The following is a 19,643-nucleotide window of genomic DNA, read 5'->3' as shown; positions in this document are numbered from 1 at the left end:
TCATTTTATGAAAATTGAAAAAAGTTTAGTTCCACAGGTTTATTCTTATAACCGTTTCTCTGACATGGAGCAGAAAAAAGGTAGCTCCTTAGCAAGACAAGAAAATTATGCTTTAAAGGCTGCAAAGGAATATGGATTAGAGTTAAATGAAGAGCTGATTATGACCGATCTTGGGAAGTCAGCATTCCATGCTAATCATAAAAAAACTGGTTCCTACGGTGTCTTTCTAAATGCCGTTAATAAAGGTTTGGTTGCGAAAGGCTCATATTTGATAGTAGAGAGTTTTGACAGGTTGTCTAGACAACAAGCCCGACTTGCTCAAATTGATATAGGTCAGCTTATTGAAGCTGACATTAACATAATTACTGCATCTGACAATCAACTATATAATAAGAAAACCCTAGACCAAAACCCTCATCTGCTCTTTACGATGGCTGCAATAATGATTCGTGCTCACGAAGAGTCATTGATGAAGCAGAAACGTTCGATAAGTTCGATAGAGGAAAAATTGGGAAAGTTTCGTAGTGGTGAATCCGTAGATGTTGGCGGGCCAGTACCATTTTGGATTGAGCGGAATAGGTTGGGTTCTGACAAACTCTTTGAATTTAGTGAGAAAACACCTGCCGCAAGAATTATCACTAGCAGTTTTCTTGAGGGGAAATCTTATGGTCAGATTCAAGATCTTTTAACGAAGACAGGAATAAGAACACCTAAAGGTGACGATAAGTGGGGAACAACCACTATTAGCAATATTCTGCAAAGTGAATCATTGTATGGCCGTAAAACCGTTCGTTTACCTGCGCTAAAAGATGGCTCGAAAGATGCACAAGAACATCTTCTTGATGGTTATTATCCAGCACTAATAAGTAAGAGTGATTTTGATCTTATTCAACAGATAAAGAAAGTTAAGAAAAAAGGAAGGACTGGTTATAGGTTCAACAGTGTAAAAGACGATGAAGTAAAGTCAGTAGTCTATTTACTGAGCGGGTATGGTAGAGATAAAGATAGAAAATCGCGCTCGGTATGTAGTAAGTGTGGTGGTGGCTTAGGGTCTCGTTTAGTAGATCAATACACTCGTAAAAAAAAATATGTTCGTACCGTTATGCGTTTAGATTGTCTAAACCGAACACGTAAAAAATCTTGTGACGCTAAAGGGATTGCTCAGCGCGAGCTTGAGAAAAGCTTTTTACTAGCTATATCAGAACATGTTGACTACAGCCTGTTGAATAAAGAGGATTCTGATGTTCGTGCTGTTGAAGTAATAGATAGTAAGATAGACGAATTGGACGGTATCATCGAACGGGCTTCTGATTTGTACCTTCTTGGTAAAAGTTCATCTGTGAGAGATAAGGCTAAATCTCAACTTGATTTAGCTGAAGCTGAAAGAGAGGAGCTCTTAAAAGATAAAGTTGATGGCAAGGAATTGATCATTTCGGCTGAGTCGATAAAGGAATTTGAAGGTTACATTCATAGGGCTCACGAGAATGATGATGACTTTGAAGCTAGGAGTTATGTAAAAGATATTCTCCTTCAATGTGTTGAGAAACTGATCGTAGATACAGAGCCGCGTCCTGTTGAAAGTTTAGGTTATAAAAACCTCTATAAAAATGCTCGTGTATGGACGGTTACGGTTGATTTTCGTTCAGGAAAGCGAATCACTGTCTATCATGATTGCGATACGAATATGTCTTTGTTTAACCAGATAGAGGGTGGGACGAGTACCTTCCATTCATACACACCAGAGGCTTTAAGCATTCTAGATAATCAAGGGCCAGAAGCTTTTGCACAGCATTTACGTGAAACTGGATTTGGTGCCAATACTGGATATGTACAAGACTTTATTTCTTCGTTGGAAGGTAAATAATTGACGGCACTGCTGGTTGGCGCGATGTTTTTGGTCATTGTGCTTGAAAAACATCATAGTTAACGATAGCCAGGTTATTTTATAATCTGGTTATCTTTAGCCAATTAGAGCTTACTGCGCATCCCTTTTAAGGGATGCGCAGTAAGCTCTTATCTTTTTAAGGCTGAACTTTTATTTTTTATTTTACACTATATTAACAAAGTAAGGCACGATTACTTCAGATATATTGACAAAGACAACCAATGCCAAAATTAAAATAATAAGTGCTAGCCCAAGTTTAACTTTACCTCTAACGCCGTTGAACCGAGCTAATGTTAGCCAGCAACGTATACTCCAAGTAAACACAAGAACTGAAGCCGTGAATACTAATAGTTTGGAACCGCCAGTATCGAGTTGAATCTGGAATGGTAGAAGTAGGCTGTTTAAGAAATAAAGCATTCCTGCGTTTAAAAAAACAAGCTTTAGATTTAGTTGACTATCTTTAATCGCACCAACAGCTTTGAAGCTAAAATGAAGCATACCCGCAAAGAATAGGGCGTAAGTACTCTGAAAAAACGCCATCGAATGAACTGATAGAGAGCCTGAGCCCGTGTGGTGGCTGACGATGCGTGAAAAAATAAAAAGCGAAGCAATTAGTAAAGAGGTGTAAAAGCTTAAGGTGAGCTTCCAGGAAATTCTATTCAGCTCCACAAGCCGTGTCATCTTCTTTGGGTCAAAGAGTACAAAATAATAGAGTGGAACAAACTCCGCTTTGAAAAACTTAAAGAAGCCCTTCATAGATATCTCCCTAATTTTAAATTAATACTGTGCAAATGCACATGCTGTGTTAGTGTACAGTTAGTTGCTTTTATATACAATGGTGGTGATATGGAACATGATCTTCAAAGTAAATTTGGTCGTAATACGTTCTTCAAAAATGCAGTGTTTGTGTTTACAGGCATTCTGGCAGTAATTGGAGGGGGGAATGCGATTTTTGATTTATATAATAAATGGCAAGATACAAAAATACCCACAAAAGCTCATGCCATCATTGAACTGGTAGATATTCAAGATAATCAGTTAGATAGAGTCATTATAAGTTTTAGAAACGCTACTAATATTGAGGAGTCTATTAATTCTGTTGGTCTAGTGTGTGAAAGATATGATGGGCAGACTTCGTTAGTTAATGCTTTAAACAACGAGCCATTTCAGTATGAATTGATGAAGCAGCATTTTGGGCTACCAGAATTAGATGAGACGCCTAAACAACTAGCCTCCGGAGCATCAGTAAGGTTTGAAGCGCTGTTCTTTAAGAATGGTGAGATTGAATCTATTAATAAGACATGTAAGTTCATTAGACCATATTGGACGGATAGCCGTTTTCAAAATAATATTGGTGATTCTTTTGGGCTTGATCCAAGCTTGGTATTTTTAAGGCAGAGTGTGTCAGTGTGAGCTGAATAAAAATCGCTAAGCTAGTCTCTGATAATAATCAAACTACCCTTATTTACAAGCTGTGGTTTGATTTGAAATTACTACAATAATTAATTGAAAAATTTCTAACCTCGACTTCTAAGGTTTGTGCTAGAACCCTCAAAATCACATTAGTTACTCGAACCATTTCTGATTCTATTTTTGCTAATTTACTGCAAGTAATGTCCTATCTTTTACAAAAAAGCAATCTTTCCAACAAGATGTTGAGAGGGTAGATTGTAGAAATTTACCCTTTATCATGCCCTTAAGTTCAGTGGGCCTTCACTGTATCAGAACGCAAAAAGTAACTAATCTCAAAAGACTCTTTAGTGATGGGATTGAAGCCGCTTCGTGTTTTTGAGCAAGGAACCGAGTCAGGAACAACTCGCCTGCTTTCTTCACGCCACTGGCGCGGCGTCTTCTTCGGTTCACATTCATCAAAGTAATAATAAGTTATACCCTTATACTGTTCTTTGACAGGGACAAAGCCAGCTAGGAGATGGTGAGTTGCCTCGCTTCGCACTGGTATTGTTTGGTCGTAATGATAGTAAATGCCACGTTTGCAAATCTTGCCCATTTCACCGTGCCTAGGATAGCGTTTATCTTCCTGCTTAAGTGCCAACCATTGTTTAGTCGTTTTCAGTTCATTGGTGTAGTTTTTTTTATTTGTCATCTGGAGAACCTTTTTAATTATTAGTTTGAGTTCAGAGATGAGGATACAGCGATGAATAGAGTAAATACCATACAAGGTAATAGATATTCTTGTTAAAATAAGCGTTTTTTTATGTTTTAACTTATAATGGTTCATTTTTGCAAAAAATGAACCATTACCAGCTTGCGGTGCAAGCTGAATTCAGCGAGTGCTGCATGGCTGGCCTCTGTGTATTTCTGAGTGGCTATTTCTTAAAAAAAAAAAGACTAGAGAAGCGAGATGAGACGTGAAGATATTACACAGACATAATGCTTCACTTTTTACTTGCTTGTCAAGTGTTTTGTTTTTAAATTGTTGAAATATAAAAGGTAATAAATAATTGTCAAATTTCCTCCCATCTTAGAGTAAGCCGTTATTTAGTAAGCATAGTAACCGACTATGCTTATCATATGGCTCTCGTACCTCGAGCAATGATAAGCGTCGGTTGGGGACTTTATCCCCCTAATCACTTTCTATTATGCGCATTTTTAATGCTTTGCTAAAAAGTTCGCTTGTATACTGAAAAGTAATTTTAATGTCAGCTATTTCTTTATTTTACATAGTGTTATAATTAATAAAATCAATAATGAACGTTATGTCTGGATATCAATTTATACGCATTGAAACATGTGCAAAAATTCCATCGAAAAAAGGTAAACCAGCGATGCAAAGCATCGTTAATGAAGTAATGCGAGTTGATGGGTTTTGCCCTCATGTCTATCAGCCTCAGATGCCACAGGTTCTGTTAGGCTTAGATCCTCTCAAGCTCCCTCAAATCGCTCTAGAACGCTCTCAAAAATCAAAGGATAAGAAAGGGCGTAAAGTCCGCAAAGATGCGCCGTTACTGCTTGCTGGCGTGATTAGCCTTGGTGCGGAATCTGATGTTAACTTCCGTGATTTTCTAAAACAATCAATTGGATTCTTGCGTAATAAATATCGTGCAAATCTAATGTCAGCTGTTCTTCACGTGGATGAAGAGCATCCTCATATTCATTTCTATGTGATCCCTTCTGTTATAGATGGATGCTTTGCCATGTCAGAAATTCATGACGGAATAAGGGCGAGAAACGAATGTAGGGGTGGGTACTCTAAAAAAGCTCATGCTTATAAACAAGCTATGCGGGAATTTCAAGACTCTTACTATGATGAAGTTGGCTCTAAATTGGGTTTAACGCGCTTGGGGCCACGAGTACAGCGGTTAACGAGGAAAGAGTGGAAAGCACAGCAGAAGCAAGCTCAAGTGTTCTTGCAGCAGCGTAGAGAGCTTAATAAACAGCAGCGACAAGTAACTAAAGATGAGACTGCATTGGCTAACGAAAAACAAGCCATTAAGCGGCAAGAAAGCGAACTAACGATGATCACTGGGGCTTCATTTTTTAGTAAAAAGCATGAGAAGAAAAATGAATACTTGAGAAAGCGATTGAACAAGTTGCAGCAACAAAACATCGTTATGTCAGTGGAGTTAGACGAGAAGCAGCAGGGTATTACTAAGCTGTATCGAGAGATGAAATCACTTAAACAAGATCATCAAGCTTACCAACATAAATTTGATGCAATGAGCTATAAGCTCGAATTGAAAGATCAGTTTATTCAACAACTAAAATTAAAAACGGGTAGACAACATGAAGAAAAATATACAAGAAATCAACAATATACTTGCCAGCCTTAAACTGGCAGCGCCAGTGCGAGATCGGGAATATATCCGCATGATCTGGGCTATTACCAATCATGTGGCTATTCAGTCATCTATCAGTCGGGAGCAAGAGGTTTGTATTATGACTGATTTACATAAGTTCATTGGTGATCTTAACGCAAAGTATCCTATCGAAAGTGAATCGACAGAACAGTATGAAGGTCATTTGTCTCCACAAATAGTGATTTGAAAATTAAATAAATTGACTGTTTAACAAATTGATTCAGGTTATTAGTGAATTAAACAGATTGCATTGCAACTTGATTTTTATCATGTACATATAGATTAAAGGTTTGCTAATGTAGTCAACAAATTAGTGTAGGTAACGGGGTGAAGTTATGCTTTGCTCGACTAATGAGTCACACCAACATAGAGGTGGTTCAAAGTTATAGAGATCTTGTGGCAATGTATTTTGTCCCGATTCTTTGTATCAAGCGCTAAAACAGGGTTAGTTCTTTCGAGAATAGCCCTCTACTCTCGTATCCAGTAAACAAGGATGAAAATGATGGCAAATCCAAGAGCATTTATAAGCTTTGATTTTGATCACAATGTAACTCAAAAGAATCTGTTTATCGGTCAATCTAAGAACTCAAAAACGCCGTTCGCAATTGAAGATTGGTCGTCGAAATCTTCTTTACCTCAATCGCAGTGGGAAGCATTGATTAAAAATAAAATTGCTCAATGCAATATGCTCATTGTTTTAAGCGGCAAAACTATGGCGAGTGCAACTGGTGTTGCTAAAGAAATAAAAATGGCTAAAGATCAAAATGTACCTGTATTTGGTGTATATGTTGATGGAGCGAGTTCTACTAGCAACCTTCCTTCTGGGTTGCAGCGTAATAGAACCATCACCTGGGACTGGGACAGTATTGCGTCAGCCATCGATCAAATGATGGGTGAAGGGAAGAACAATTAGGTATATCTCATGAAAAAAGCATTAATTATAGGTATAAATGATTATCCATCTTCACCATTAAACGGGTGTGTCAACGATGCCAATACTCTGGCTGCTATATTAGAATCGAATGGAGATGGGTCTCCTAATTTTGGGGTGAGGACTATAACCTGCCCAAGTGTGAATATTACAAGATCTACGCTAAGGGAGGCTATTGAACAACTTTTTTCGGGCGATTGTGATATGGCTTTACTCTATTTTTCTGGTCATGGTTACATCAAGAGTACAGGTGGGTACTTGGTGACAACGGACGCTAAAAAATATGACGAAGGCGTCTCTATGGATGAGATTTTAGCTTTGGCTAATCAGTCGAAGGCTAGAAACAAGATCATAATGTTTGATTGTTGCCATTCTGGTGCCATGGGTTCTCCTAGCCTCTTGGGAAGTGGTACTGCACAATTAGCAGAAGGGATGTCGGTATTAACAGCCAGCAGGGATAGTGAATTTGCTTTAGAAGTAAATGGTGCAGGAATATTTACCTCTCTATTGATTGATGCTTTAAAAGGGGGGGCCGCGGACATTCGGGGGAATATAACTCCAGGTTCATTGTATGCGTACGTTGATGAAGCATTAGGGGCTTGGGATCAGCGACCTATATTTAAGACTAATGTCACTAGTTTCGCGCCGTTACGAGTCATTCCACCTAAAGTGCCGTTTGAAACTCTTAGAAAAATAAACCAATATTTCCCCACTCCAGATTCGGAGCATAAATTAAACCCTTCTTACGAAGATTCAGATGTTAGTGCAGACTCTGAAAACGTTAAGATATTTAAAGACCTACAAAAGTTTCAGAGCGTGGGTTTAGTCGTCCCTGTAGGGGCTGAATTTATGTACTTCGCAGCCATTCATTCTACTTCCTGTAGATTAACTGCACTTGGTTATCAATACTGGCGACTAGTTAATGAGAAAAGGCTTTAGAAAAATACGATAAACCTTAGGGTGAAAATCAAGATGTAGTGTGTTGGGTAACTAATTTTCGATAAGTAATGCGTGTAGTGAGTATGATGACCTCTTATGAGGAGAATTATCTCACTCGTGACATTTAATAAAGGAGAACTATGAGTATCTGGGAAGTTGATAAGTTATTGATTTTTATAGCATTTGTTATACCAGGCTTTATAAGCTTGAAGGTTTATTCTATTTTCATCGCTGATACTAATAAAGATACAAGTAAGCAGTTAATCGACGCGGTTGCATATAGTTGTATAAATTACGCAGTATGCTTTCCTTTGCTCATTGCCACGACCAACGAAGAATTTTTTAAATCTCATGAGCATTGGTTTTTAGTGTCTAGTTTGTACATGATTTTGATTAACCCAATGCTACTATCCTTGATATGGTTAAAAGTGAGGAAATCAAAAATTATTAAGGGTAACTCCATTCATCCAATTGGTAAGCCGTGGGATTACGTTTTTTCTCAAAAGCAACCATTTTGGGTGAAAGTTACTTTGAAAAATGGAGAAGTGTTAGGCGGAAAATATTCATGTAAATCATTTGCATCAAGTGCTCCTAATGAAGAACAAATCTATCTTGAAGAAACTTGGGTCTTGTCCGAAAAAGGCAAGTTTGAAAGACCAAAAAATGGAACCGCGGGTATTATCATTCTAGCGAGTGAGATATCACATGTAGAATTACGAAAAGGGTAAAGGACAAAATATGTCAGATGGCAAGCAGCAGCAAAATAAAGGTTATCAACCTGAAAAAATTGAAGAAGGTTATCAGCCGCAATCCGATTCATCCAGCGACAACGAGAGATTTGGCTATCAGCCACCTGAAAACAATACCCCATCAAATGTCAGTACTCCTCCTGAGGATGAATAAAGTCTCTAAATAAATCTTCTATCCTGTAAGAACCCAACCATCTAGCTAGGTTCTTACAGGAATATGCAAACGTGGTTAATACTACTTTTCTTGTCCCTATCCGTTTTTCCCTGCATCTACCATTCAAACTGAGCAAAATCTAACTTTGATAGCTTTAGGGAAAAATAGGTATCACGACCAAAGCCAATTTAGCTCCCATATTTTGCAATTTAATTGTTTAACTTATTGATCTGTATGTTTGCTTGTTAGTACTTGGTTTCAGTACAATGGATTTAATATTTTAGGTTCGATTTACTGAGTGTATTGACATTATGAGTTTAAAAGGATTTTTTGCCTATGCCGCATCACCTAGGGATATAGGGGATACAATTGAAGCCGCTATTGATAAAGCCAATAAAACAACTGGGTCAAAGGTTGATTCATGGAAAGCATTAGATGTTGTTGGTCATTTCATCTCTGAGCACGTAACTTCTCAAATTGATAAATGCGATTTCCTCTTAGCTGATATATCTGTGCTTAACTTCAATGTAACCTATGAAGTGGGGTATGCAATTGGTAAAGGGAAAAGAGTTTTTATAACAAAAAACTCGTCTATAAAAGATGCCAACATAACTATCCGCGAATTAGGGATTTACGACACTATTGGATTCCATGAGTACGAAAATTCTGATCAACTCTGTAGCTTTATCTCAGCAGCACCTTCAGCTGATGCATTAAAAATCTCGCAAAAAATCAATACCAGATCACCTGTATATCTCTTGGAGGGGCAATACAAAACAGATTGGGCTTCTAGAATCGTTTCTCGTATAAAGAAAGCCAAATATTTGTTTAGGTCTTTCGATCCTAATGAGCAGCCTAGACTATCTGCAAGCGATGCTATTAACCAAGTATCTCAGTCCTATGGTGTTGTCGTCCCTCTATTATCAAGTACTTCGAATGGTGGTGACTTAAACAATATGCGTGGAGCATTCATCGCTGGTTTGGCTGACGGAATGGGGAAAGCTTTGTGCATCCTCCAAAACGGTGAAGACCCTGTTCCGATAGACTACAGAGACTTTGTTAATACAACATACCATCCTAATGATATAAATGAGCACATAGCAGAGTTTGCAGGGAATGTGGCTGAAGCATTTCAAGCAGGTGTAAGCATAAGTAAGTCCCAAAAAGAGTCTTTTTTGGAGTCTCTAGATCTTGGTGCTTCTTCAGCAGAGAATGAGATGAGAACTCTTGTTGGATATTACTTAAAAACAGATCAGTTCCTCAAATCTATAAGAGGTGAGGCAAATATTGTTGTTGGACGTAAGGGTTCAGGGAAGTCCGCTATATTTCTTCAAGTGAGAGATAAGGAAAGAGCGAAGAAAGACAATATCGTGCTCGACCTAAAGCCTGATGGCTATAAGTTAATTAAGTTCAAGGAACTCATATTATCTTTCCTTGCTGAGGGAACATTTCAACACACAATAATGGCATTTTGGGAATACGTCTTGCTTTTGGAAATTTGTTATAAAATTTTAGAGGCGGATAGGGAGAGACATTTACACGATCACACTTTGTACGAGCCGTATAGAAAGCTTGCTGATCTATATCATGCTGAAGGATATGAGACCGAGGGTGATTTTTCAGAGCGTATGAGTACGCTCATGGAAAATATATCTACAGAGTACCGTTCAAAGTATAATCAACAAGACGATGTTAGATTGAATGTAGGGCAGTTAACTGAACTACTTTATTGTCATGATGTACGAGTGTTGACCAGTCAAATTACTGACTATATGCGAAATAAAGATGCATGCTGGTTATTGTTTGACAATCTAGACAAAGGTTGGCCAACCTCAGGGTTAAAGCATGAAGATTTGATCATGATTAGGGCATTATTGGATGCAACAAAAAAAATTGAGAGACAATTTTCTAGGTCAGGAACGCAAGTTAACTCTATAGTATTTTTGAGAAATGACGTTTATGAACTATTGGTTAAGGAAACTTCTGATAGAGGAAAAGAAGCTAAAGTCCTATTAGATTGGACAGATCCTGACCTGCTTAGAGAGATTGTTAGATTGAGGCTTGTATCCAACGAGATGACGGGTAGTGAACTTTTTGAAGCTCTCTGGCCTAAAGTATGTGTCAGTCATTATGACGGTGAAGAGTCTTCTCAGTACTTAATTGAACGCTCTCTCATGAGACCAAGATTCTTGTTGAATCTGATTAGTCAATGTAAAGGGTTTGCTATTAACCTTAACCACAGCAAAATAGAAGAAGCTGATATCGAAAAAGGACTGGAAGCATATTCAGCAGATTTACTAGCAGACATTGGTTATGAAATCAACGATGTACAAGATGGTGTTGACGATATTTTGTATGCATTTATCCAAAGCCCGTCTGTTATGAAAAAAGGCGAAATACTAGAAACACTGACTCAGTTTGGCTTAGAAAATGAGCAAAGTGAAAGTATCTTCAATCTTCTTATTTGGTATGGATTCTTAGGTCTAAAAGTAGGTGAAGAATTTAAGTATATCTTTAATCTCAACTACAGCATTAATCTCATGATGGGGTTAATCAAAAAGAATGGAAATGCTGATTTTGTGATAAATCCAGCTTTTTGGCCCGCTCTTTTAATTGATGGTTAGTACTCGCTCTAAAGTGAATTATATAAGGTTCTCTTCGTAGACAAAACTTCTATGAAACTAGAGCAGACCGTTTCAAAGGTGAGCAATATGTTGTTTGTTCGGGAGTGTTACTAATATACTTCAATGCTGCTAGCAATACATAACATTCTAGTGAGAGTACTGAAATAGATCGTAGGGTCGTTTCGTTCACCGCTTGCGGTGGGAGCTGTGAGGAAAAATGAAAATTTAACTTCTACTAATGAAGTGCTTTTCTACCAAGAAACGATTATGTGATATTAAAGTGCTTTAGATTAGCGGTATTCAGTGAACTAAAAGTTAGGCAGTGTTACGTTCCAACGTGACACTGCCTTTTTTACGTCTAGAAAATACATAGATAGTGACGGTAATGTCGGTTAGTAGATTCCTAATATGTGTCCCTTGATCAGCAAGATTAATCGGAGCTTAATTACGCTGCCTCATCGTAAATTGGTTAAGACTGTCAAGTTCTGAACTAGCCACAAGTGGAGAGAAGTAAGTTTAGAATTCCCTCCACTTAATGCCCGTTACTGTGTAACGAAAATGATGTCTACGTTAAGTACCTACCTTCTAGGTGTGCTCTGAAGATTGAAGGGTTCAATGCTTCGCCAGTCGCTTGTGTAACTAATTCATCCGTTGTTAGCAAACTGCCTTTACTCCATATTTTTTCTCGTAACCAGGTAAAAATAGGTGTCAAGTCACCACTTCGGATTGCGCCCTCAACATCAACTGTTTTCTTCATTGATGCCATAAATTGAGAAGCATACATAGCACCTAATGTGTAACTTGGAAAATACCCGAAACTCCCATCACACCAGTGTATGTCTTGCATGCAGCCATTTTTATAGTTATGGTTACTGCAAGTCACATTACTATGCTGGCGGTCTGTCCAATGGATGTCTTGCATACAGCCATTAGTAAAATTGCCTTGAGTGCTTAAACCAAGGTATGACTGCATCTTGGTGTTCCACAATTCTGGAACATCGGTGTGTTTGATGTTGCCGTTGATCAAGTCACGTTCAATTTCGTAACGTAAGATAACGTGTGCAGGGTAGGTCAGCTCATCAGCATCGACACGGATGAAGTCTTTCTTCACTCGAGTGTAGATCTTCTGGAAGTTCTTTTGCTCAAACTCAGAACCAGAGAACTGTTGGCCTGCTAAGTTAGCTAAGTGCCCTATGAATGGGTCGCTGCGGCCAACTTGCATCTCGAAGAACAAAGATTGAGATTCGTGGATGCCCATAGAGCGCGCTTCGCCCGCCGGTTGGCCTGCTAGGTGTTTTGGTAAGCCTTGTTCGTAACGCGCGTGCCCAGTTTCGTGCACGATACCCATTAAGCTTTGAACGAACTCCGCTTCGTCGTATCGGGTTGTGATGCGCACGTCTGAAGGCACGCCGCCACAGAATGGGTGAACACTTTCATCTAGTCGACCGTGTTCAAAATCGAACTGAAGCAGCTTCATGACTTCTAAACCAAGTGCTTTCTGTTTCTCGGTCGAATAGATACCCGATGGCGCATTGAATTGCTCGCTCGACTGTTTTTCGATCACTTCGTCAATCAGGCTTGGTAGCCAGGTTTTAACGTCTGCAAACAAGATATCAAGAGAAGCAGAGCTGGTGCCCGGTTCATAGATATCCAGCATGGCATCATAAGGCGTAAGGTTCGCTGCATCGGCGCGGATCTGCGCTTCTTCACGAGATAGCTCAACCACTTCACGCCAGTTCTTTTCGAATCCAACCCAGTCGTTGTTACCACGTTGGCTGCGCCATGCATGTTCACACTTCGAACCCGCTAGAGATTTCGCTTCAACCAGCTTTTCTGGAAGTAGGTTCGCTTGTTGCCATTGGCGTTTAATTTCGCGCAGAGACGATTGTTGCTCGCCATTCAAAGCTTCGTTTTCAGCGTCTGAAATCCAATCGCCAAGCTGTGGTTGAGTCATTAACCCGTGAATATGAACCGAAAGCTCGGCCATCGCTTCACTACGAGCTTGATTACCACCAGATGGCATCATTGAAGCCTGGTCCCAACCACAAATAGAGGCTAGGTGTTGAAAGCGTGAACATTTTTGAGAGTGCTCGACTAGTTTTTTGAATGCGCTCATTTGACTACTCTTAATTTGGTTTCTTTAAATGATCCTTAGGACAGCGTCAGCTTTAAGGTTCATCTCTCGTGTACTTTGATTATGGCTCTGCTTTTTAATGACGCAGTACTTCGTAGTTGAAGATACAGCGATAGAAGATATAGCGATAGAAGATATAGCGATAAAAGCATGAGGCAGTACGATGCCTAGAATTTACTATTTCTTAACAAATCAAACTGTTCCATTGTGCACAAAATCAGTGACTTGTATAGCAGATGGCAATTGTTGCTTGCGAATTGTTCAGATAAGCGGTATTGATGATAGATCGCTGAACAACAATGACAATAATATGGATATTTTGAACTTTGAGGCATTTCTAATTGCCATCACTATTTTAACGCTAACGCCGGGCTTAGATACTGCGTTGGTGATTCGCAACACGAGCCGCTCGGGTTTATCTGACGGTGTGATGACGAGCTTTGGTATTTGTAGCGGCCTTTATGTACACGCTTTTTTCTCTGCTGTGGGGATCTCTGCGATTCTTGCTCAATCAGCTGAGCTCTTTCAAGCCGTTAAAATGGTCGGTGCGGTTTACCTGATTTGGCTTGGCTTAAGCAGTTTACGAGCTTTGATGAAAAATGGCGGAGGGATGCAGGTCGGGGAGCAGGCCAAGCAAGCATACAGCGCCAAGCGTTCTTTGCGTGAAGGTTTCCTATCAAATGTGCTGAACCCGAAAACGGCGGTTTTCTATTTGGCTTTTCTGCCTCAATTCGTAAACCCTGAAGGATCGCCTTTATTGCAATCCATGGTGATGGCTTCGGTGCACTTTATGATTGCGATGGTGTGGCAATGCAGTTTGGCTGGGGCATTGAACTCAGCTAAAAACTTGCTCAAGAACGCGAGTTTCATGAAATGGATGGAAGGTGTGACCGGTATGGTGCTGGTGGGGCTGGGTGTTAAGCTTCTGATGGAAGAGCCAGTATAACCTGAACCGTTTTGGGTATAGGTTATTGAGAGTCGCCCTAAAGGCTCTACACAATTGAACTAAAAAGAAGAAAGCCCACGTTAGGTTTGTATATAAACACTGCCGTGGGCTTTTTTGTTACTGGTAAACCGAGTGTTAGATGTGAGCTACTGCGTTATTCGACAACGCTAATGTTCATCTCAGCGCCTTCGAAACCTAAGTCACTCAACTCATCTGCATTGAAGTTGGTGGTAACTTCGATATCGCCAATGCGCTCAGTGGTTTCGTTGACTGAATCAACGCTTCTTTTGCTTCGAACACTGTTGGTAATTGGCGTTGCTTGGCCAATTTCAATGGTGCCTGCAAACTGAGATTCAGCGTTAAAATCACCCGATACGTAAGAGTAGAATGGGCGTAAGCTTTTTCCAGTCACTAACTGCATGCTTGATACACCGGCATTTCTGATCGCCCAACCCCAGTCCCACCATTTAGTTTCGCCTGGAATGTATCTGTGATCCCATTGGTAACGAATATCGGCTGATTTATGGCTGCTGCGACCCATCGTGAAGGTGTGAGCTTTGTACGGGCGGTTCTTTGGGTGGGTGTGCCATGCGTTACCACCCCAACGAAGGAAGCCGTTAAATTCAACATCGTAACTGATGTCAGCGTTGAATCGGTACGGATAAGAGATGGTTGAACGATACAACTCAACTCGAATCGGCAGCTCTGAATTCGCTGGAATCATAGGACGAGCTTGCAGTGTTACTTGCTCGCTAGTGGAGTTGCCATTGGTTTCAGCAAAGCTCTGGTTCGCTTCTAACGTGATTGCAAGCTTAGTCTCGCCAACCAAAGGCCAATTGAATTTATTCTCTGTTTGAACACTCTCAGAGAACCCATAGCTATTCGTTTTCGACCAATTTGTAGACTCATCGACTTTTAGGTCGATAACGACTTGTTGCGCGATGTTACTTCTGTTTCTTGCCGTTGCATAAATGGTCTTAACCAGTTCACGATCGGACTCGACGACATCGCCGTGCCAAAAATTATTGTCGTTAACCGTGTAGGTGAAGTTGTCGACCGTGATCTTAGTCTTTTCCCCACAGCGATAACCATCACAAGAGCCACTGTTGTTGCCTTGTATTACCCAAGAGTCACCTGAGCGCTTAATCGTCATGTCCTCACCAACATACCGACTGTTGTTACCGCTAACCCATGCATAACCTAGGGTGTGCGCTAGATAGCTAAGAGGGCGTACAAAATCATTACGGTTGTTCACTAGGTCGTATTCAACGTCTATCTCGTTGCCTTCTGGCACGGCTTTAGCAGAGTAATTTGGAATTTCAGACTGGTGATTGTTCGGATAACAGAACGTTTTGCCGTTGGTTGTGTCTGGTTTAATAAGGCCATGGTATCCCGGGCCCATGATCACCCAGTTTCCTTTTAAGCCTGTGATCTGCCAAGTGTCCATACGAGCGAGCAAAGAACTCTTGTGTTCTTCAGCCTCATAACGGTCTAAAGGGCGATAACCAGAGCGACATACATCGTCACCAAGTTGGTCAAACACTATTTTGTCTGGGTAAACCTTTGCGTTTACGCCGGTAGATAGAACAGACAACACTGCGGTTGCTAAGAGACTTCTGTTTATATTAATCATTAATAATTCCCTCGTTTGTAATTTTTCTATTTTGATAATGTTTTGTGCGCCGTGCAGTTAACAAGACCAATTCACTTTTTCATGTTGATAAATAGATAGATACTGAAAAGGGTTGAATTAAATTACCTCATTAATTCAATAGCTTGTATTGCTAGAAGTGTTTTTATGGTGAAATTGTATGCAACTGGAAGTCAATTATTTGATGGGGCTCAAACCGTTTTTAGAAAAATGAGGTGTTATTATCGCGACTTTAACGTCAAATTATTTTGACGTTGTTTAATCACATGTGAGGTGAATGAGTAAGTACAATAGGAGACATATTATTCACATCGCCTACAGCTTTATGTTGATATGTGAATTAACAATAACGATGTAAATTTAACTTAGGTTTTTAAATGCAATCAGTTGTTTTAAACATCCGATTAATCGAATGTTTAAATGTGAGAGTTACTTACTGACATAGTCATAAAAATAACCATCCGTTTTTTATGTGTAATATTCAGGATGGTGTTAATTAAACGTCGATAAATTCAGCCGGTGGCTAAACAACAATAAATTATCGTTTAGCCAGTAGTTGTGTTCGGCCAGTATTACACGTTCGAATAATGGCAAATAAATCATTAGAACTTAAGACATCAACCTTCAACGTTAATGGATCATTGTTGATGAGTAGGTAGGGTGACAATAAGCTATCATTCATTGTTTTATTTATTTTTTGTACTGAGACTAAATCAATGGTGCCAGATATTGAAAAGAAAAGTGATTGAGAAGGGCCTGCCTCACCTCTAAACCGTAGAACAATAGGGTCGGGCATGTTGTCATCTTGAACCGACATCAGGTGCAGAACCTTGTTATTACTTATTTTGGTGAGCCCATCAGTACGTAACACACTTCCATCGAGTATGAGGTCTACCACGCTATGTTGATAACGGTGCTCTTCTTGCGGTGGAGAGTTAGGGATACTCCATATACCAACCAATAGAGCTAACGCGGAAAATAGAGCAACAAATGGCATCATAATTGGCCTCTCTCTAGGAATAACGCTATTTCGCTACTCGCACGATCTAATTGCGTGGGTGTGTAAAAGATATTGACGGACTGGCGTGTTTCTTTATTGAGTATTGAAAGCTCAGAATATTCCGCTTCTTCGCTAATGTACGCCACGCAATCACATTGATACTGATAGAGAATGCTTTCTAGCTCTGGCGTCATCGCCATTTCAGGGGCTTGGAAAACTTGTATTTGACCTATCCATTGCTCGCTGAGCCGGTTAACGGGGTTGATATCGCTGAGGTTTCTCTCATTAACCTTAGCAAAAGCCAATAACGCTGATGCCAACAGTAAGCAGCCAGTGGTGAAGTAGCACAACTTGTTTCGGTTTTCAGCAGTGGGAAAGTAAGCCGACGAACTTTGTTTAGGGTTAGGCTGAGGTTCGACTGCAACTGCTGCACCGATAGCAATACCGTTATTGCCGACGGGTATTAGGTTGCTTGCAGCAGCAAGGGGAGTTGTGGCTGCATTATTGACGGGCGAGTCGATTACCACGCAATCATCGATAAGGCGGTAACCAACCTTTGGTACCGTGACGATTGGCGTCTCTTTGATGCCGAGCTTCACGAATCCTTGGCGGAGTAAACTGATGCATTTCGCAAGTGATGTATCACCAATGAATTCGCTTCCCCATGCGAAACTAATGATCTCTTGCTTATTCACAATCTCTGGTGAGTTTTTAAGTAATAACTCTAAAACACGAGTCTCACGATATCCTATTTTAATAGAACGTGCGTCGCTATAAATACGGTTTTTAATTGGGTCGAATCTGATCATATAGCCAACATTTTATTTTTATTATAATTCTCTCAACAATGTAGATGACTATAAACGGACTATTATATGAATTAAAGTCACATGTTTTATTCTAGTGATTTTTTGTGTGGTAGAAACAAAGCGTTGTTTATTCGTTTATGACTAAAAAGCGGCCATTTATACATAATCTGTTAAATATAAGTAACATCTAATTAAGATTTGGTTTTATTAGCTTTCCATGAGGTATGTTAATTCGCACAGCGGCCTAATTAATATCCTTTTATATGTAAGGGGATAAGTGTTCGTCATGATTTTTTTAGTTTAACGTTTGAATAAATATAAAAAAGCCCGCATTTTAATGCGGGCTGTATTCAATCAATTCAGGTTACGCTTTAACGGCTTCACAATCACTTGAAGAAGTTAAAGGCTTGAAGAATAGCTTTGTTTCTTCGATGACGACGCGACGCAGCAAGATCAGGCCGATTAGGTTTGGAATTGCCATCAAGCCGTTCACGATATCAGCCATCAGCCAGATCATGTCGAGCTTTAAGAAGGCACCAGAAGCAACCAACGCAATGAAGATGATCTTGTAAGGCAGAACCGCTTTAGTACCTAGCAAGAAAACAACACAGCGCTCACCATAGTAGTTCCAGCCTAAAATCGTTGTAAACGCAAAGAAGATTAAGCCAATCGAAACTAACATTGGACCTAGAGTATCGGCGTTTAAACCCACAGCGAATGCATGAGTGGTCATCGCCGCACCAGAGAGGTCGGTTTGCCAAGCATCCGTTAAGATTAGCGCCAAGCCTGTCATCGTACAAATGATGATGGTGTCAAAGAAAGTACCTGTCATCGAGATAAGGCCTTGCTTCACGCACGAGTCCGTTTTAGCCGCTGCTGCTGCCATAGGCGCACTACCTAGACCAGATTCGTTCGAGAATACACCACGAGCGATACCTGATTGGATAGCAAGCATGATGCTTGCACCAAAGAAACCACCGGTTGCAGCGGTGTTGGTAAACGCAGAGGTAACCACAAGGGTAATGGCATTCAGTAGTTGGTCGGCATTTGAAACCAGCACGCTCAAACACGCGACGATGTACATAATTGCCATGGTTGGAACCACTTTTCCTGCCACCTTCGCGATAGATTGAATACCACCAAGGGTTACAACTGCCACCAATATCGTAAGAACGACAGCAGACATCTCACGAGAAGCACCAAATGAAATTTGAGTTGCGTCTAAGATAGCGTTGACCTGTGGGAAGGTACCAATACCGAAGCAGGCAACACCTAACGCGAAGACAGCGAACATTACCGCTAAGATTCGTGAGCCGACACCGTATTGCAGGTAGTACATTGGGCCGCCAACCATTTCGCCATTGCTATCGGTTCTGCGGTATTTAACGGCAAGTAGACATTCTGCATATTTGGTCGCCATACCAAATACAGCGGCAAGCCACATCCAGAATAGGGCTCCAGGGCCACCAATCTTAATTGCGGTCGCTACACCTACGATGTTACCTGTACCAATCGTTGCGGAAAGTGCTGTACACAAAGCGGCGAAACTCGATACGTCACCCGTACCGGATTTGTCTTTGGTGAACACCATTTTTAGTGCGGTTGGGAGGTGTCTAAACTGGAGTAAGCCTAAGCGAAAAGTAAAGTAGATCCCCGTTCCCACTAGCAGAATAAGCAGTGGTGGTCCCCAAATGAATTGGTTGATGGTTTGTAGTGTAGCTTGTAGATGGTTCATAGTTTCCCCTTAATAAATATAAAATTTAAGGAGAAGAGGGAAGGCAGTGCGGATCTCAGGGATCGATAGCACTACTTAATACAGACGGATTTCTAGATAGAATTCTTTTGTTAATTAAGGCTGTTGCTTTCCACTCCTCTGTCCTTTTGCCTGAGAGTTTCACTTAGCGAATCACTTATAGATAAGTAACGGGCACTAAGCTTGCTCCTTCGGCGACCGCTTGCTACAAAAAAAGTAGTACGGTTCTCTCCAGAGGTTCCTCCAACGA

The 19,643-nt window shown here is 40.3% G+C and carries 17 protein-coding genes and 1 riboswitch; of the genes, 10 read left to right on the top strand and 7 right to left on the bottom strand.

What is annotated here, in order from left to right:
- The first annotated feature begins 7 nt into the window (after nucleotides 1-7).
- Entirely contained in the window at nucleotides 8-1,864 is a 1,857-nt protein-coding gene (locus AC3CIA_RS09110) for a recombinase family protein (RefSeq protein ID WP_488517999.1), read from the top strand.
- A 183-nt stretch (nucleotides 1,865-2,047) separates the two neighbouring features.
- On the opposite strand, the gene AC3CIA_RS09105 is transcribed toward AC3CIA_RS09110, so the two are convergent.
- Nucleotides 2,048-2,641, bottom strand: coding sequence for a hypothetical protein (locus AC3CIA_RS09105; RefSeq protein ID WP_488517998.1), 594 nt, complete (start codon nucleotides 2,639-2,641; stop codon nucleotides 2,048-2,050).
- Between the two features lie 90 nt (nucleotides 2,642-2,731).
- Between AC3CIA_RS09105 and AC3CIA_RS09100 the strand changes: the two genes are divergently transcribed.
- Nucleotides 2,732-3,298: a hypothetical protein gene (locus AC3CIA_RS09100; protein ID WP_488517997.1), complete on the top strand. Its 567-nt coding sequence runs from the start codon at nucleotides 2,732-2,734 to the stop codon at nucleotides 3,296-3,298.
- 289 nt (nucleotides 3,299-3,587) lie between these two features.
- Here AC3CIA_RS09100 and AC3CIA_RS09095 read toward each other — a convergent pair whose 3' ends face one another.
- Entirely contained in the window at nucleotides 3,588-3,989 is a 402-nt protein-coding gene (locus AC3CIA_RS09095; RefSeq protein ID WP_488517996.1) for a hypothetical protein, read from the bottom strand.
- Between the two features lie 613 nt (nucleotides 3,990-4,602).
- Here AC3CIA_RS09095 and AC3CIA_RS09090 point away from each other — a divergent pair.
- The 7 genes from AC3CIA_RS09090 (at nucleotide 4,603) to AC3CIA_RS09060 (ending at nucleotide 11,100) form a co-directional block, all read left to right on the top strand.
- Nucleotides 4,603-5,676, top strand: a complete 1,074-nt coding sequence (locus AC3CIA_RS09090) for a plasmid recombination protein (protein WP_488517995.1) — start codon at nucleotides 4,603-4,605, stop codon at nucleotides 5,674-5,676.
- The gene (locus tag AC3CIA_RS09085; protein ID WP_488518907.1) at nucleotides 5,630-5,890 is read left to right on the top strand and encodes a hypothetical protein; all 261 of its coding nucleotides are present in this window, start codon (nucleotides 5,630-5,632) and stop codon (nucleotides 5,888-5,890) included. The genes AC3CIA_RS09090 and AC3CIA_RS09085 overlap by 47 nt, the downstream gene beginning before the upstream one ends.
- 312 nt (nucleotides 5,891-6,202) lie before the next feature.
- Nucleotides 6,203-6,616 (top strand): TIR domain-containing protein, encoded by a 414-nt coding sequence (locus tag AC3CIA_RS09080; RefSeq protein ID WP_488517994.1) that lies wholly within the window; start codon nucleotides 6,203-6,205, stop codon nucleotides 6,614-6,616.
- 9 nt (nucleotides 6,617-6,625) lie between these two features.
- The gene (locus AC3CIA_RS09075) at nucleotides 6,626-7,573 is read left to right on the top strand and encodes a caspase family protein (protein WP_488517993.1); all 948 of its coding nucleotides are present in this window, start codon (nucleotides 6,626-6,628) and stop codon (nucleotides 7,571-7,573) included.
- A gap of 140 nt (nucleotides 7,574-7,713) precedes the next feature.
- Nucleotides 7,714-8,301: a DUF6338 family protein gene (locus tag AC3CIA_RS09070; protein WP_488517992.1), complete on the top strand. Its 588-nt coding sequence runs from the start codon at nucleotides 7,714-7,716 to the stop codon at nucleotides 8,299-8,301.
- A gap of 10 nt (nucleotides 8,302-8,311) precedes the next feature.
- Nucleotides 8,312-8,476: a hypothetical protein gene (locus AC3CIA_RS09065; RefSeq protein WP_488517991.1), complete on the top strand. Its 165-nt coding sequence runs from the start codon at nucleotides 8,312-8,314 to the stop codon at nucleotides 8,474-8,476.
- A gap of 311 nt (nucleotides 8,477-8,787) precedes the next feature.
- Nucleotides 8,788-11,100, top strand: coding sequence for a P-loop ATPase, Sll1717 family (locus AC3CIA_RS09060; RefSeq protein ID WP_219908221.1), 2,313 nt, complete (start codon nucleotides 8,788-8,790; stop codon nucleotides 11,098-11,100).
- 565 nt (nucleotides 11,101-11,665) lie between these two features.
- On the opposite strand, the gene AC3CIA_RS09055 is transcribed toward AC3CIA_RS09060, so the two are convergent.
- Entirely contained in the window at nucleotides 11,666-13,216 is a 1,551-nt protein-coding gene (locus AC3CIA_RS09055) for a carboxypeptidase M32 (protein ID WP_488517990.1), read from the bottom strand.
- A gap of 328 nt (nucleotides 13,217-13,544) precedes the next feature.
- Here AC3CIA_RS09055 and AC3CIA_RS09050 point away from each other — a divergent pair, with 328 nt between their 5' ends.
- Nucleotides 13,545-14,180, top strand: a complete 636-nt coding sequence (locus tag AC3CIA_RS09050) for a LysE family translocator (RefSeq protein ID WP_146456763.1) — start codon at nucleotides 13,545-13,547, stop codon at nucleotides 14,178-14,180.
- A gap of 154 nt (nucleotides 14,181-14,334) precedes the next feature.
- Here AC3CIA_RS09050 and AC3CIA_RS09045 read toward each other — a convergent pair whose 3' ends face one another.
- The 4 genes from AC3CIA_RS09045 to AC3CIA_RS09030 form a co-directional block, all read right to left on the bottom strand.
- Nucleotides 14,335-15,813 (bottom strand): aerolysin family beta-barrel pore-forming toxin, encoded by a 1,479-nt coding sequence (locus AC3CIA_RS09045; RefSeq protein WP_488517989.1) that lies wholly within the window; start codon nucleotides 15,811-15,813, stop codon nucleotides 14,335-14,337.
- Nucleotides 15,814-16,369: 556 nt separating this feature from the next.
- A complete protein-coding gene (locus AC3CIA_RS09040; protein ID WP_488517988.1) occupies nucleotides 16,370-16,831 on the bottom strand; it encodes a hypothetical protein in 462 nt (153 codons plus the stop codon).
- Complete coding sequence (locus AC3CIA_RS09035; protein WP_488517987.1) at nucleotides 16,828-17,640, bottom strand: winged helix-turn-helix domain-containing protein; 813 nt, start codon at nucleotides 17,638-17,640, stop codon at nucleotides 16,828-16,830. The genes AC3CIA_RS09040 and AC3CIA_RS09035 overlap by 4 nt, the downstream gene beginning before the upstream one ends.
- Nucleotides 17,641-18,004: 364 nt before the next feature.
- Nucleotides 18,005-19,375: an alanine/glycine:cation symporter family protein gene (locus tag AC3CIA_RS09030; RefSeq protein ID WP_488517985.1), complete on the bottom strand. Its 1,371-nt coding sequence runs from the start codon at nucleotides 19,373-19,375 to the stop codon at nucleotides 18,005-18,007.
- A 128-nt stretch (nucleotides 19,376-19,503) separates the two neighbouring features.
- Nucleotides 19,504-19,638: riboswitch (glycine riboswitch) on the bottom strand.
- Nucleotides 19,639-19,643 lie beyond the last annotated feature (5 nt).

The sequence above is a fragment of the Vibrio sp. QJM3NY_27 genome, assembly GCF_057785955.1.
Note: the sequence above shows the minus strand (reverse complement) of the source record. Positions and strands in the feature narration are given on the sequence as shown.